Here is a 15,119-nt window from a genome sequence, read left to right on the forward strand (position 1 = left end):
TCAGAACCTCTCCGGGAAGATCAGGGCGAGGACGAGATAGCCCAGCAGGGCGACGGCCACGATCAGGCCGACGATGTTCTCGGCGGTCACAGCTTCGTCACCCCCTTGGCGACGAGAGCCACCAGCGCGAACGACACGACCGTGGTGACGACGAAGGCCAGATCGGCCATCGTGAACTCCTGGAATGAGGTGCGAAAGAAGCGGACGGTTAGAGGAAAACGCCTCTGTGGCCGGTTCCGGTCGTCGTTGACGCCCCTCTTACGGCGGCCCCTTCGCCTTTGACGGGTCTCTTACGGGCGTGGTCCGTACTGGCCGGTAGGCCCGTGGCGCGGGTGGCCGGTTCACAGCCGGAAGCGCAGCCGGCAGATCACCGCGTCCGTCTCGCGCCGTACCGCGTGCGCCACGACCGCGCCCCGCTGGTTCTGGAGGAGCCGCTGCCACAGCCGCTCCGGCTCGGCCTCCGGGATCAGCACGGTCACCCGGGTGCCGGGCTCGGCGGCGGCCACGGCACGGACGTACGCGGCGATCGGGCGGCCCAGGCCGTGCCGCTCGGGGGCCAGGCACACCAGTTCGACGCCGGGGTCCCAGTCCCGCCAGGAGCGTTCGAAGGCGCGGGCCCGCACCCGGTCCTCGGGGTCGGGATGGCACACGCTCACCGCCCGGACCTCGTCGCCGAGGGAGGCCGCCGCCGTCAGCGCCTCCGAGGTGAGCCGGGACAGCGAGGAGACGGGCACGATCACCAGGGAGCGCTCGCGGTGCGGTGCGCACGGGAGCAGGCCGAGCCCGAGGCGCTCGTCGATCCGGCCGTAGGCGCGGTGCACGGCCTCGAAGGCGGCGACCAGGGCGGGCAGCGCGAGAACGATCAGCCAGGCGCCCTCGGTGAACTTGCTCGCGGTGACGACGACCGCGGCCACGCCGGTGAGCAGCGCGCCGCAGCCGTTCAGCAGCGCCTTGCCGCGCCATCCGCGGCCCCGCCTCGCGCGCCAGTGCCGGACCATGCCGACCTGGGCGATGGTGAAACCGACGAAGACGCCGATGGCGAACATCGGGACCAGGGTGTTGGTGTCGCCGCCGGAGAACACCAGCAGCGCGGCCGACACCACGGCCAGCGCCAGGACGCCGTGCCGGTGCACCTGGCGGTCGGCCTTCAGGGCGAAGACGTGCGGGGCGTGGTCGTCGCGGGCGAGCAGCTTCAGCAGCACCGGCAGCCCGCCGAAGGAGGTGTTGGCGGAGAGGGCCAGCAGGATCATGGTGGCGAACTGGATGACGTAGAACGCCGCGTTGTGGCCGAGGGCGGCGTCCGCGAGCTGGGCGAGGACGGTGACGCCCTGGACCGGCTGGAGGTGGAACCGGCCGATCAGCACGGACAGTCCGATCAGCATCAGGCCGAGTACGGCGCCGAGGGCGATCTCGGCCCGCTGGGCGCGGCGTGTGCGGGGCACCCGGAAGGAGGGCACGGCGTTGGCGATGGCCTCCACGCCGGTCAGGGCGGCGCAGCCGGAGGCGAAGGCCTTCAGCAGGAGCAGCGCGCCCACGGTGGTGGCGTTGTCCGCGACGACCGAGGCGTGCCCGGCCGCTGCCGCCGTGCTCACCGGGTGGGAGCGGAACAGCCCGACGGCGATCAGGACGAAGACCGAGCCGACGAACACGGCGGTCGGCACGATGAACGCCCGCGCCGACTCCACGATGCCGCGCAGATTGACGCCCGTGATCAGGACGAGCACCGCGAGGCAGATCCAGAGCCGGTGGCCGTACAGGCCGGGGAAGGCGGACGTCAGGGCGGCGACGCCCGCGGTGACGGCGACGGCGACGTTGAGGACGTAGTCCAGGACGAGGGAGGCGGCGGCCACCAGGCTGGTGCGGACGCCGAGGTGTGCCCGGGCCACGGCGTAGGAGCCGCCGCCGTCCGGGAAGGCGGCGATGACCTGCCGGTAGGAGGCGACCAGCACCGCCAGCAGGGCCGCGATGGCGAGCGTCACCGGCATCGTGAAGCCGAGGCCGCGCGCGCCGGCGCCGGCCAGGACCAGGACGATCGCCTCGGGGCCGTACGCCACGGACGCCATCGCGTCCAGCGACAGTGCCGCGAGGCCCGTGACGGCGGTCAGCCGGTGCCGCTCGCCGGTATCCGGCGGTTCCTCGCCGGCGGGGACGGCATCCGGCGCGGTGGTCAGGACGGACATGGGCGCGTGCTCCTCATCGTTCGGCCGCGCGCCGGGACCGGGGCGCGCGGAGGCACCCAGCCTCTGCCCTCTCCCCCGCCCCCGCCGACCTGTCCTGTCGCCTTCTTCGCGCCCGGCCTGCCTGTTTTGACGGGACGTTGACGGGCCGCCGCGGGGGCGAGCCGGTCACAGGGCGATCAGATCCTGGGGGCCGGGTGGGTGCGGGTCTCGGTCGATGTGCCCGTCAGGTGCCTCCGGCGAGGGGTGCGGCCGGTCCGGAGGGCGAGGGGTGCTCCGCGCACCCGCCGCCCTCGGCCCGCTCCCCGGACGGCAGCGAGACCACCATCGTGAGTCCGCCGCCGGGCGTGTCCTCCGGGTCGAGCGTGCCGTTCATCGCCTCCGTCAGGCCCCGGGCCAGGGCGAGGCCGAGACCGAGGCCGGTGGTGTTGTCGGTGTCGCCGAGCCGCTGGAAGGGCTCGAAGAGCCGCTCGCGGCCGTCGGCGGGGAGGCCGGGGCCCCGGTCGATCACCCGTAGTTCCACCCGTCCGGCCAGCGCGCTGGCCGTGATCAGCACCTTCTTCCCGGCGGGTGAGTACCGGGCGGCGTTGCCGACCAGGTTCGCCAGCACGCGTTCCAGCAGCGGCGGGTCGGCGAGCACCGGCGGGATCCCCTCCAGGTCCGCCGCCTCGGCCCCGGGTTCGTCGGCCAGGACGATCGGCAGCACCTCCTCCAGGGACGTCTCCCGCAGGTTCAGGGTGAGCGCCCCGGCCTCCAGGCGGCTGAGGTCGAGGAGGTTCTCCACCAGGCGGTTGAGCTTGGCCATGGACTCGTCGGCGGTGGCGAGGAGTTCCTCGCGGTCCTCGGCGGAGAAGGCGACGTCGCGGCCGCGCAGGGAGGTGACGGCGGCCCAGCCCGCGGCCAGCGGGGTGCGCAGATCGTGGCCGACGGCCCGCAGCAGCGCGGTGCGCAGCCGGTCCGCGGCCCGCACCGGTTCCACCTCGGCCGCCGCCTGGGCCAGCCGGGCGCGCTCCACGGCCGAGCCGACGTGCGCGGCGAACGCGGCGAGCACCCGGCGTTCGGAGGAGGACAGGGCCCGGCCGCGCAGGGCGAGACAGGCGCCGGGGCCCGCGGGCACGGCGGTCACCCCGGGCTCGTCCGGCGGCTCGTCCAGGAGGTCCGCGCGGTCCATGCCGAACGTCTCCCGGGTCCGTTCCAGGAGCGCCGGGATGGTCGCCTCGCCGCGCACGATGCTGCCCGCGAGCGAGGACATGGTCTCCGCCTCGGCCGTCGCCCGCGCCGAGCGCCGGGACAGGCGCAGGGAGCGGTCCACGACGGCGGCCACCACGGCCGCGACGACCACGAACACCGCGAGCGCCACGAGGGCGTTCGGTCCGGCGAGCGTGAACGAGCCGACGGGCGGGATGAACCAGTAGTTGAGCAGCAGGGACGCCGTCACCGACGCGATCACCGCCGAGACGACCCCGCCTATGCAGGCCACGCCCACCACCGTGAGCAGGAACAGCAGTGCCTCGCTGGTGAGGTTGAGGGGGCCGCGCAGCTGGGCGAGGACGGCGGTGAGCAGCACCGGCAGCACCAGCCCGGCCACCGGTCCCGCGATCAGCCGGGCCGGGGACAGGGTGCGCCGCCGGGACGGCAGCAGGGTGCCGCGCCCGGCCCGCTCGTGGGTGACGCGGTGCACGTCGATGTCACCGGAGAGGGCGGTGACGGTCTCCCCGGTGCCGGGTCCGGTGAGGAAGCGCACGAGCCGGCCCCGTCTGCTGGTGCCCAGGACCAGCTGGGTGGCGTTCTCGGCGCGGGCGAACTCGACCAGGGTGGCGGCCACATCGTCGCCGACGACCGAGTGGTAGCTGCCGCCGAGGTCCTCGACCAGCCGCCGCTGCCGGGCCAGCGAGGCGTGCGAGACACCGGCGGCGAGGCCGTCGCTGCGGGCCACGTGCACGGCGAGCAGATCGCCGCCCGCGGACCGGTCGGCGATGCGGGCGGCCCGTCGTACCAGCGTGTCGCCCTCGGGGCCGCCGGTCAGCGCGACGACGACCCGTTCCCGGGTCTCCCAGACCCGGCCGATGCCGTGCCGCAGGCGGTACTCCTGGAGCGCCTCGTCCACCCGGTCGGCCACCCACAGCAGGGCCAGCTGGCGCAGCGCCGTCAGGTTGCCGGGGCGGAAGTAGCTGGCGAGCGCGGCGTCGACGGCCTCGGGGGCGTAGATGTTGCCGTGCGCCATCCGGCGGCGCAGCCCCTCGGGCGGCATGTCGACCAGTTCGATCTGCCAGGCCCGGCGCACCACCTCGTCGGGCACGGTCTCGTGCTGCGGGACGCCGGTGATCTTCTCGACCACGTCGTTGAGGGACTCCAGGTGCCGGATGTCGAGCGCGGTGACGACGTCGATCCCGGCGGCCAGCAGGATCTCGATGTCCTGCCAGCGCTTGGCGTTGCGGCCCTCGCCGGGGACGTTGCTGTGCGCGCACTCGTCCACGATCGCCACCCGCGGGCGCCGCGCCAGGACCGCGCCCAGGTCCATCTCCTCGAACCGGCCGCCCCGGTGGGAGCAGACGGCGCGGGGGACGCGTTCCAGGCCGTCGAGCATCGCCTCGGTGCGCGGCCGGCCGTGGCACTCGGCGAAGCCGACCACCACGTCCGCGCCACGGGCGGCGCGCCGCCGCCCCTCGTCGAGCATCCGGTAGGTCTTGCCGACCCCGGGGGCCGCGCCGAGGTAGACCTTCAGTCGTCCGGTCCGTACGCCACTCATCGCCGCCGACGCGCTCCGCTCACTGATCCGACTCCCCGCACGGGAAGGTTCCTCCTCCCAAGGAAGCGGCCGGGCGCGGCGGCGATGCGGCCGTTGGCGCTTCCTTGGCGGCGCGCCCCGGTATCTTGGCGCCGTTTTGACGGAGCCTGGGCGGGGCGGCCCCCGGGGAACACCTCGGGGAGGCCGCGCGTTGATCACGCTGAGGGAAACGGAGGGCCCAGGCGGTGCACGGAGAGTACAAGGTGCCCGGCGGCAAGCTGGTCGTCGTGGATGTGGAGACGGACGGCGGCGTGCTGCGCGACGTCCGGGTGGCGGGCGATTTCTTCCTGGAGCCGGACGAGGCGCTGGACGCGGTGAACGGCGCGCTGGAGGGCGCCCCCGCGGGCACCGACGCGGCCGGGCTCGCCGCGCGGATCGAGGCGGCGCTGCCCGCGGGCACGGTGATGTACGGGCTGACGGCGGAGGGCATCGCGATCGCGGTGCGCCGGGCGCTGGCGCACGCCACCGACTGGACGGACTACGACTGGCAGTTGATCCACGAGGGCCCCCAGGCCCCGGCGCTGCACATGGCCCTGGACGAGGTGCTGACCGCCGAGGTGGCCGCGGGCCGGCGCCCGCCGACGCTGCGGGTGTGGGAGTGGGGCGCCCCCGCGGTGATCATCGGCAGCTTCCAGTCGCTGCGCAACGAGGTGGATCCGGACGGCGCCGCACGCCACGGCATCGAGGTGGTGCGGCGGATCTCCGGCGGCGGCGCGATGTTCGTGGAGCCCGGCAACACCATCACGTACTCCCTGTCGGTGCCCGAGTCCCTGGTGCACGGCCTGTCCTTCCAGGACAGCTACGCCTATCTGGACGACTGGGTGCTCGCCGCGCTCGGCGACATGGGCATCCGCGCCTGGTACCAGCCGCTGAACGACATCGCCACCGACCAGGGCAAGATCGCGGGCGCCGCGCAGAAGCGGGTCGTGGGCCCCGGCGGCGGTCCCGGCGCGGTGCTGCACCATGTGACCATGTCGTACGACATCGATGCCGACAAGATGACCGAAGTGCTGCGCATCGGCCGGGAGAAGCTGTCGGACAAGGGGACGCGGAGCGCGAAGAAGCGGGTGGATCCGCTGCGCCGGCAGACCGGTCTTGCCCGTGAGGCCGTCATCGACCGCATGATCGACTCCTTCCGCGGGCGCTACGGCCTCGCGCCGGGCAAGGTCACCGACGAGGAGCTGGCGCGGGCCCGGGAACTGGCGCGGACGAAGTTCACGACCGGGGAGTGGACCGCGCGGGTGCCGTGATCGTCCGCGCGCGGGGACACGGTTCAGGACAAGGTCAAGGCATGCCCATGTCCGGCCCAAGCCCCTGTATGAGTTCCGTGCATGTCGAGGCCATGGCCCTGACATAGCCGGATTTGCCCCGCCGTCCGCTGGCTACCGTGGTCGGGCCTGAATCGGCCACGCACGACCACGGGGAAGAGGTGACGGCGGTGACGGCGCCGATACGTTCACGCCTGCTCGATTTCGTGGAGCCGGAACCCGGACCGCCGGGGGGAGAGCCCGCGCAGGACGGGCCGCGACCGCGTCGTTCGGCCCTGCTGGACCTCGCCGAGTCCGCCCCTCCCCCGCCGCCCGCCGCCGACGGCCGCCCCGGTCCCCGGCCGGGTGTGCCGCCTTACCACACGCCGGTGTGCGTGCCCGCGCATCCGCGCTCGGTCGCCGGGACCGGCAGCGGGGGCCGCCCGGCCCGGGTGCCGTTCATCATGGTGGAACTCTTCGAACACCCCACGCAGGGCACGGTCGCGTTCGCCTTCACCTCCCCGGCGAAGCTGGCGGCGGCGCTCGGCGAGGCGCAGCCGTGGGTGGCCGGTTCGCTCGGTCCGCTGGCCGAGGAGATGGACGGGCGGGGCGTGCTGGTCCTGCTCGATCCGCGCGTCACGCCCGGGGAACCCAACTGGCGGCCCGAGGACCTGGCCGCCCTCGCACGGGAGGTGCGCCGGTGACGGCCGACTTCAAGGTCGTCTACGACGACCTCACCGGCCTGGCCAAGGCCTTCCACGACCAGGCGGGCGACTACCGCAAGCTCGCCCCGGACGTCTCCCCGGCCGTCGTCAGCGGCGGTGATCCGGCGCTGGACGCCGCCATCAAGGAGGTCGCGGACCTCATCATCGGCCTGCACACCGTGCTCGCCGACCGCATGGACGACCACGGCGACAAGGCCGCGTACGCGCGCGACTCCTTCCACCGGCACGACGTGGACATCCATGGTCTCTTCGAGGACCTGACGGACGGGCTGGACGGATGAGCGACAGCTGGGTGGGCGGCGACATCGGCGGGCTGCACACGATGGCCACCACGTACAAGAACGCCAAGGACAAGCTCGACGGCGTGGTCAAGCCGCTGAGCACCGCGGTGGAGAAGCTGGCGGGCGACGCGAGCTGGAAGGGCGAGGCGGCCGAGACGTTCCGCGGCAAGTGGAGCGAGGACGAGATCACGGCCGGCGGGTTCGCCGAGCTGGTGCACCAGGCGGGCACCATCCTGGGCACCCTCGCCGACGCGCTGAACACCTGTGAGACCTCCCTCCAGAACGCCGAGCACACGGCGTCCGGCAAGGGTGTGGTCTGCGACGCCAAGGGCGCGCCGCAGCCGATCATGACGGCGAACCCGCCGAGCGCGGACGACCAGAAGACCATCTCCGCGATGAACGACTACGCGAAGGTGCGCGACCGGATCCTGCACACCGCCCAGCACGCGCGCCTCGAAGCGGCGCGGCAGCTGTCGGATCTGTACGACCAGGTGACGTCGAAGGACAGTTCGGTGGCCACCGGCGACAAGGTCACCATCGCGGACTATCTGCGCGGCCTGTACGCGTACGACGCCGAGGACGCCCGCGCCGGCGGTGAGGCGGCCCGCTCCAAGCTGGACGACGCCAAGCAGGCGGCGCAGGACGCCAAGAAGGAGCTGCGCGCCGAGCGCAAGGCGTACCAGAAGGCGGGCAAGGCGCTGCCCAAGGACCTGCCCGCCAAGGGCGCGTACAAGGACGCGCTCACCAAGGTGGACGACCTGGAGGACGCGATCGCGCGCGCCGAGAACGGCAGCACCAAGCTGCCGTACGACCGTGCGCTGAACGTGAAGCTGGCCGACGCGGCGGATCTGCTGCGCGCGGGCAAGAGCCTGGAGGCGGTGCCGGACTTCCTGAAGGAGATCCCGGTGCTGGACGTGGCCGCAGCCGGCGCGTGCGGTCTGCTGGAGGCGTCCGACGACCATGACAAGGGGTGGTCGTGGCAGAAGTCGATCGCGGTGGACGGGGGCGCCAACATCGCGGGCCTCGCGGCCGGTACGGCCATCACCGCGGGCCTGGTCGCGGCGGCGCCCGTCGATGTGCCCGTCGCGGTGGTGGCGGGGGTCGGCGGTGCCGTGGTGATCGGCGCGACCGGCATCATCGACCACTCCTTCCATGAGCACTGGAGCGAGGACATCCACGACCACGGTGTGGTCGGCGGTGTGCTGACAGGGTCGGGGCACGTGCTGTCCAAGACCGGCGACGACTTCGTTCGACTGAAAGACGATGTGTGGCATGGCATCAAGAGCATCTTCTGAGGCCGCGGCCTCCTCGGTACCCGCCCGGATCCCCGAGCTGCCGGGGCTCGGCACCACCTGGTACGCACGGGGGCCGCGCTACTGGCTGCGCCGTACGGTCAATGCCCTGTTCCTCCTGGTCGTGTTGGCGTTCTTCTGCTACATCGCGCTCGTGCTGTACTCGGGTGCCCCGCGCACCTGTCTTCCGCACGATGCGCGGCGGGCCTGGGACATCGCGCAGATCGTCGCTTCGTGCGCGACCATCGTCTGGGGGTGGGTCAGCCAACGGCGGAAACTGCGCAGGCAGTTGCAGGATCCGCCGACACCCCACGCGGTCCGCGCGGTCAGACGGACCGAGTCGCGGCGTGCCGTGTACTGGTCCCGGGCGGGTCTCATCCCGTTGCTGCTCGCCGCGCCGGTCCTGCCGCCGATCGTCGCGTGGTGCGTCGGCGCGATGGCCGCGCTCCTCGCCGTGCGCGAATCACCGAGCGAGGTCGGCGCCCGTCGCTGGCTGGAGGCGCAAAAGGGGCGGGGCGGTACGTCCCGAGGGTGAGTCCGTGATCGCGTGGGCAGGGGGGCCGAGGACATCCGTGTCAGATCGTGTGCTGAGGGGCGCCGGGCCGGCTCCCCGGCCCGCCGGCCGGCCTTAAGGGACCGTGAGCACGATCTTGCCCTGGATGTGTCCCTGGGCGGCGCGCTTGTGTGCTGCCCGGGCGTCCGCGAGCGCGAACGTGCTGTCGATGGCGACGCGGATCCTGCCCGCGTCCATCAGGCGTCCCAGTTCCGCGAGCTGAGCGCCGTTCGCCCGTACCTGCGTGCCGGATACGGTGATGCCCAGCCTCGCGTTCTCCTCGTCGTCGAACTCTCCGAAGTACACCGGGTACAGTGCGCCGCCGCGCTTGAGAGTGGGCAGGAAGCGTCGGCTGCCGGCGCCCCCGACGGCGTCCAGAACGAGGTCCACGTCGCGGACGACGTCCTCGGGGCGCTGCTTGGTGTAGTCGATGTACTCGTCGGCGCCGAGGCCGTGAAGGAAGGTCGCGTGGGTGCCGGAGGCCACGGCGATGACGCGGGCCCCCTTCCACTTGGCCAGTTGCAGGGCGAGGTGGCCGACGCCGCCGCCGGCTCCGTTGATGAGCACCGTGGTGTCGCTGCCCAGCGCCACGGGGCGGTGCCTCGCCTCCTGGAACGGGGACCGGTGATCGTGCCCGACGTCGATCAGGTACTGCCACGCCGTCAGCCCCGACATGGGCAGTGCGGCAGCGTGTGTGTGGTCCACGGCGGCCGGCTTGGGCGCGAGGTCGGAGGCGGGTGCGGTGACGTACTCGGCGTACGCGCCGCTCTGCATCAGGGCGGGAAAGCGCAGCAGCCCCATCACCTCGTCCCCGGCCGTGAAGCCGGAAACATCGGCGGCGACGGCTTCCACGACACCCGAGATGTCGGTCCCCGGGATCAGGGGCAGGTCGAACGGGGGCCTGAACTCAGGAGGGATGCCGGGCATGCCCTCGCGGACGTACCAGTCGGGCGGATTGAGACCGACCGCCCGCACGCGGACGAGTACCTCGCCCGCGGCCGGTTCGGGAACCGCCACCTCCTCGTGGCGCAGCACCTCGGGGCCGCCGAACTCGTGCAGCCGGATCGCTTTCATCATGCGGGTCGGCATCGTGTTTCTCCTGCCTACGGCACGGTATACGCTTATCCGGATCAGTGGACCACATAAACGGTTCACCGATCCGAATATATGGATCAGTGAACCGTTTGGTCAAGTGAGGAGACCGTGAGGAGACCGATGCGAGTCGACGCGCGGAGAAACCGTGACCATCTGCTCGCCGTGGCGGGTCCCGTCGTGGCCGAGCAGGGCATCGACGTGTCGATGCGCGACCTCGCGCGCAGAGCCGACGTCGGCCTCGCGACGCTGCTGCGGCACTTCCCGACGCGCGAGGCGCTCCTGGAGGGCCTGCTCCACGCGAGCTTCGCCGACCTGACGACCAGAGCGAGCGAGCTTGAGACAACGCACACGGCCGAGGACGCTCTCGTCTCATGGGTGCGCGACTGCGTCGCCTGGACAACCGAGTACCGAGGGGTGACCGTTCTGATGGCGGCAGCCATCGAGGACCCCGAATCCGCCCTGCACGCCTCGTGCGTCACCTTGCGCGCGGCCGGTGCCCGGCTCCTCACCCGGGCTCAGGCCACAGGCGCGGCCCGGAACGACATCGACGGCGATGACCTCTTCGCCCTGATAGCCATGCTCGCGTGGGTCGGCGATCAACCCACTCTCGCACCCCGCGCCAGCCACCTCTTCGACCTGGTCACCAGCGCCGTACTGACGCGCGCGGACGGCGACCGGGGAACGGGCGCCCCCGGCGGACAGTGAAGCCGGCTTCATCGCCGGCAGGTCCGGCGCCATGACGGCAGAGGGCTCCGCCCGGATCACCGGCGCCGTTCACGGGACGAGGCGGCTGCCGGGACCGCCCACCAGGGCCGACGAACGCTTGGCGCACGATCCGGCACGGATGTTCCAACCGCCGCCAATTGCATCAGATGCGAATTGGCGACAGCGTGCGAATCGCCCTGAAGGGGGGCGCCAACCGCGCTGCGGATTCGTGGCGTTGGGCGCTTGAGCTACCGGTGACAGTAGCGGCAGACACAGCCTTGCCGCCACCCATCCAGGGGGCTGACCTGCGGGTTTTCTGGCGACTCGCATAGGATGCGATTTCCTCGCATCAGATGCGAGTCGCGGAGAGTGGTGAATCGGTGGGGTTCAACGGGTCGATACCGGGTGCGGCAAGGCTGCATCTGGTGGACGGGGTCGCGCTGCTGCGGCCGGAGGAACAGGTCTTCACGGCGATGCTGACGGGGTTCGCCAATCAGCAGCTGGCGCGGAATCTGGCCCGCACGACCGTGGAGGGCCGGGAGAACGCGGTGAAGGCGTTCACCGCGTACGTGAACACCTACCCGTGGAACTGGACGCCGGCGATGGTCGACGAGTGGCTCGGGGATCTGCGCTCGCTGCGCGATCTGAAGCGTTCGACGATCCGTTCGTACTCGGAGGCCGTCCGGTCCTTCTGCCACTTCGTGACCGACCCCCTCTATGAGTGGACCGCGACCTGCGAGGAGCGCTTCGGCACCCACCCGGTTCAGGTGGTGCACGAGTGGAACACCGCGGTGCACGTCCAGGACAATGAGTCCGACCCGAAGAAGCGGGCGTTCACCAAGGCTGAGCTGCACGCCTTCTTCGCCCACTGCGACGACGAGGTCGCCCGCATCCGCTCGCTGGGCCGCAAGGGCTGGCTGCCCGCGTTCCGCGACGCCACCGTGTTCAAGACCGCCTACGCCTACGGGACACGGCGCAACGAAACGCGGATGCTCGATGCCGCCGACTTCGGCCGGAACCCCCACGGGGCCGAGTTCGGCGAGTTCGGCCGCTGCCAGGTGAGGTTCGGCAAGGCGAAGAAGGGCTCGCCGCCCAAGCGCCGCGGAGTGCTGACCGTGTTCGACTGGACCCCGGACGTCCTGGACGAGTGGTTCACCGAGGTCCGCCCTCACTTCGGGACCGACGGCAACCCGGCAGCGTGGCCGTCCGAACGGGGCCTGCGGATCGGCTGCCAGCGGATCAACTCCCGTTTCAAGGCATACCGCGAGGCCCTGGGCCTGGACGACGGACTGGACTTCCACTCGCTGCGGAGGTCCTACGTCACCCACCTGATCGAGGACGGGTGGGACCCCCGCTTCGTCCAGGAACAGGTCGGTCACGAGCACGCCAGCACCACCTCCATCTACACCTGTGTCTCGTCGGACTTCCGCACCCGGACCCTGCGCCGGCACCTGGACGACACCATCGCTGCGGCCCTTCAGACCCGAAGCGGGAGGAACGCATGAAGCGCAAGGTCGGCTACACCTGGCGGCTGCGCGAGGTGATGGCCCAACATCAGATCTTCACGGCCACCGAGCTGGTCCCGCTGCTGCGTGAACGCGGGATCGACCTGTCCGCCTCGCAGGTCCACCGTCTGGTCTCCGGGACCCCGGAACGGCTGTCGTTGCAGGTCATGGCCGCACTCTGCGACATCCTCACCTGCACCCCGGCCGACCTGGTGGCCACCACCGCCGAGAACGCCGGGGTCCGCAAGACCGCCACCGGCGACCTTCCGGCCCTGTCCGCGAACGTCGCCAAGCTGCGGCCCCGCGCGGCCCGCATCCTGCCCGACGCATGAGTCGGACCTATGCCACCGACGAGCAGTACGAACGCTGGTTCCTGGCGGAGTGCTGCCGCTGCGGACGCCGCAAGCACAAGGCCGGCACCTGGCCGGACGGCTACGTCTGCCGGACCTGTTCGGACCGCGCGGTTCGGACACGGGGCACCTGCCCCGGATGCGGCCAGGACCGGGCGCTTCCCGGTCTCCGTCCCGGCGACGGCGCCGCGATCTGCACGACCTGCGCAGGTTTCTCCCAGACCTTCGACTGTTCACGCTGCGGCTTCGAAGGCAAGCTCCTGGGCGGGCGGCTCTGCGAACGCTGCACGCTCGCCGACCGGCTCACCGCTCTGCTGGACGACGGCACTGGCCGCGTCCGCCCGGAACTGACACCGCTGTTCGACCTGCTGGTGGCGATGGATAAGCCCAGCAGCGGGCTGGCCTGGCTGGCCATGCGCCGCGACCAACCGGGAAACGCCTCCGAGCGGCTCCGGCAGCTCGGCCTCGGCCAGATCCCGCTGACCCACGACGCCTTCCACGAACTCCAGCCCTGGCGGTCGGGCGCTCACCTGGAAGAACTGCTGATGGCGAGTGGGGTCCTACCCGCCGTCGACAAGTACATCTGCTCGTTCCAGCGCTGGCTGCCCGGTCATCTGGCCGATATCGCCAACCCCGAGCACGCGAAGACGATCAGGCTCTTCGCGACCTGGCGCGTCCTTCCTCGACTGCGGGCACGAGCCGACCGCGGCCACATCACACCCAGCATCCGCCGCTTCGCCGCCGAGCAGATCAAGCACGCGACCGCCTTCCTCCAGTGGCTCGGCGATCGGAACACCACCCTCGCCACCTGTGGCCAGACCGACGTCGACGCCTGGTGGGCCGAGAACAGCGAGCACGGCCGCAACTGCCTTCGGGCCTTCCTCAACTGGGCCATGCAGAGCCGCCACTGCCGACGCTCGCTCTCGCTACCCGCGATGAAGACCACCCGGCGAGCCGCGCTGAGCGAAGACGAACGCCTGGACGCCCTCGGTCGACTGTTGACCGATCCGGACACGCCGACGAACCTCCGCGTCGCCGGCGTCATCGTGCTTCTCTATGCCCAGCCCCTCACCCGGATCGTCCGGCTCACCGTCGACGACGTGATCCACGACGGAGACGCAGTCCTGCTCCGGCTCGGGGAACCGGCCTCACCCGTCCCCGAGCCGGCCGCCTCCCTGCTGCGGGACTACATCGCCGACCGCGACCACATGAACACCGCCACCAACCAGGCGTCCCCCTGGCTGTTCCCCGGCCGCGGTGCGGGCCAGCCCTTCCGCCCCGACCACCTGTCCGCACTCCTCAACGAGATCGGTGTCCCAGTGGCAGCAGCCCGCGGCGCCGCCATCCGGCAACAACTCCTGGAAATGCCCGCCCCCGTCGTCGCAGACGCTCTCGGCTACCACGACAAGACCACCACCCGCCTCCTCAAGGAGACCGGCGGGACCTGGAGCCGATACGCCACCGGAGATCACGCAAAGTCACCAGCAGGCTGGGTCCCACGAGAAACTGGCGACAGTTGAATACGAGCCCCTACCAGTATCGGACCCCGACGCCCAGTGGGTTCACGCTTCCGTCGCACAGGCAGTCGTGTGACACTGTCGTCCCCGTCCCCCCTCTCACGAGATGTGCGCCGTGCGTTCTCTGCCTCTGCCGCTCGCCCTCACCGCCCGGCTGACCCCGGTCGTGGTCCTCGCCTGTGCCGGGTGGGCGCTGTCCACCACCCCCGCCGCGCCCCAGGCGTCCACCGGGCACCGATCCGGGGCGAGCGCGTCCGACCAGCCGTCGTCGTCCGCCGCGCCCTCCGCCTCGGCCGCCGCGAAGTCGTACTCCACCGCCTCCTCGCCCTGCTCCGCCGTGTCCGCCTCGGTCGTCGGCGACCTGGTGCCCGGGGCGAAGCCGGCCGGCAAGGAGATCCCCTCGACCGACCCGAAGCTGCGCCGCACCTGCTCCTGGAACGCCCTGCACGGTTACGACTACCGCTGGCTCGACGTCTCCTACGAGATCAGCGGCTCCGCGGACGAGGCGAAGCAGGAGTACCAGCAGCAGGTGAGCCGGAAGAGCGGCGGCGGGGCCGTGCCGGGGCTCGGGGACGGCGCGTACTCCGTGGTCGGCCTGTCCACCGACGACAAGCAGCAGACCCGCGAGGGCGTGGTGATCGTGCGCGTCTCCAACGCGCTGGTCGTGGTGACGTACAGCGGCAGCGACTTCGACACCAAGAAGGCGCCGGGGACGGACGAGATCAACAAGGGCGCCATCAAGGTGGCGCGGGCGGCGGTCGGAGCGCTCGGCGGCGGGCAGCCCGGAGCCGGGTCAGAGTCCGGGTCCGGGTCAGGTTCCGGGTGATCGTCCTGCCGCCGGGTCGGTGAGCCGCCGCGGCCACCGCGCTGCACCTCTGCGACCA

Annotated in this window: 14 protein-coding genes; 10 read left to right on the forward strand and 4 right to left on the reverse strand. The window is 71.8% G+C overall.

Annotation, left to right across the window (positions count from 1 at the left end):
• From kdpF to QHG49_RS07100, 3 genes are all read right to left on the reverse strand, one after another.
• Entirely contained in the window at window positions 1–90 is a 90-nt protein-coding gene (gene kdpF, locus QHG49_RS07090; protein ID WP_037659531.1) for a K(+)-transporting ATPase subunit F, read from the reverse strand.
• Between the two features lie 251 nt (window positions 91–341).
• Window positions 342–2,180: an APC family permease gene (locus tag QHG49_RS07095; RefSeq protein ID WP_301487907.1), complete on the reverse strand. Its 1,839-nt coding sequence runs from the start codon at window positions 2,178–2,180 to the stop codon at window positions 342–344.
• 223 nt (window positions 2,181–2,403) lie between these two features.
• Window positions 2,404–4,926 (reverse strand): ATP-binding protein, encoded by a 2,523-nt coding sequence (locus QHG49_RS07100; protein WP_301487910.1) that lies wholly within the window; start codon window positions 4,924–4,926, stop codon window positions 2,404–2,406.
• 224 nt (window positions 4,927–5,150) lie between these two features.
• Between QHG49_RS07100 and QHG49_RS07105 the strand changes: the two genes are divergently transcribed.
• The 5 genes from QHG49_RS07105 to QHG49_RS07125 all read left to right on the forward strand — a co-directional run bounded on the left by QHG49_RS07105 (window position 5,151) and on the right by QHG49_RS07125 (window position 9,045).
• On the forward strand, window positions 5,151–6,215 hold the full coding sequence (locus tag QHG49_RS07105; protein WP_159706281.1) for a biotin/lipoate A/B protein ligase family protein: 1,065 nt from the start codon (window positions 5,151–5,153) through the stop codon (window positions 6,213–6,215).
• 188 nt (window positions 6,216–6,403) lie between these two features.
• Window positions 6,404–6,916: an SAV_915 family protein gene (locus tag QHG49_RS07110; protein ID WP_301487913.1), complete on the forward strand. Its 513-nt coding sequence runs from the start codon at window positions 6,404–6,406 to the stop codon at window positions 6,914–6,916.
• Window positions 6,913–7,218, forward strand: a complete 306-nt coding sequence (locus QHG49_RS07115) for a DUF6317 family protein (protein WP_145486350.1) — start codon at window positions 6,913–6,915, stop codon at window positions 7,216–7,218. The genes QHG49_RS07110 and QHG49_RS07115 overlap by 4 nt, the downstream gene beginning before the upstream one ends.
• Window positions 7,215–8,513: a WXG100 family type VII secretion target gene (locus tag QHG49_RS07120; RefSeq protein ID WP_301487915.1), complete on the forward strand. Its 1,299-nt coding sequence runs from the start codon at window positions 7,215–7,217 to the stop codon at window positions 8,511–8,513. The genes QHG49_RS07115 and QHG49_RS07120 overlap by 4 nt, the downstream gene beginning before the upstream one ends.
• On the forward strand, window positions 8,491–9,045 hold the full coding sequence (locus QHG49_RS07125) for a hypothetical protein (RefSeq protein WP_201300702.1): 555 nt from the start codon (window positions 8,491–8,493) through the stop codon (window positions 9,043–9,045). The genes QHG49_RS07120 and QHG49_RS07125 overlap by 23 nt, the downstream gene beginning before the upstream one ends.
• A 93-nt stretch (window positions 9,046–9,138) precedes the next feature.
• On the opposite strand, the gene QHG49_RS07130 is transcribed toward QHG49_RS07125, so the two are convergent.
• On the reverse strand, window positions 9,139–10,152 hold the full coding sequence (locus QHG49_RS07130; RefSeq protein WP_301487917.1) for an NADP-dependent oxidoreductase: 1,014 nt from the start codon (window positions 10,150–10,152) through the stop codon (window positions 9,139–9,141).
• Window positions 10,153–10,278: 126 nt separating this feature from the next.
• Between QHG49_RS07130 and QHG49_RS07135 the strand changes: the two genes are divergently transcribed.
• The 5 genes from QHG49_RS07135 to QHG49_RS07155 all read left to right on the forward strand — a co-directional run bounded on the left by QHG49_RS07135 (window position 10,279) and on the right by QHG49_RS07155 (window position 15,061).
• Window positions 10,279–10,863: a TetR/AcrR family transcriptional regulator gene (locus QHG49_RS07135; RefSeq protein ID WP_301487920.1), complete on the forward strand. Its 585-nt coding sequence runs from the start codon at window positions 10,279–10,281 to the stop codon at window positions 10,861–10,863.
• A 353-nt stretch (window positions 10,864–11,216) separates the two neighbouring features.
• A complete protein-coding gene (locus QHG49_RS07140; protein WP_301486700.1) occupies window positions 11,217–12,368 on the forward strand; it encodes a site-specific integrase in 1,152 nt (383 codons plus the stop codon).
• Window positions 12,365–12,700 (forward strand): helix-turn-helix transcriptional regulator, encoded by a 336-nt coding sequence (locus QHG49_RS07145; protein ID WP_301486699.1) that lies wholly within the window; start codon window positions 12,365–12,367, stop codon window positions 12,698–12,700. Before QHG49_RS07140 ends, QHG49_RS07145 begins: the two co-directional genes overlap by 4 nt.
• Window positions 12,697–14,238: a hypothetical protein gene (locus tag QHG49_RS07150; RefSeq protein WP_301486697.1), complete on the forward strand. Its 1,542-nt coding sequence runs from the start codon at window positions 12,697–12,699 to the stop codon at window positions 14,236–14,238. Before QHG49_RS07145 ends, QHG49_RS07150 begins: the two co-directional genes overlap by 4 nt.
• Before the next feature lie 112 nt (window positions 14,239–14,350).
• Complete coding sequence (locus tag QHG49_RS07155) at window positions 14,351–15,061, forward strand: hypothetical protein (RefSeq protein ID WP_301487922.1); 711 nt, start codon at window positions 14,351–14,353, stop codon at window positions 15,059–15,061.
• The last annotated feature ends 58 nt before the right edge of the window (window positions 15,062–15,119 follow it).

It is taken from the genome of Streptomyces sp. WP-1 (genome assembly GCF_030450125.1).
Taxonomy (GTDB): Bacteria; Actinomycetota; Actinomycetes; order Streptomycetales; family Streptomycetaceae; genus Streptomyces; species Streptomyces incarnatus.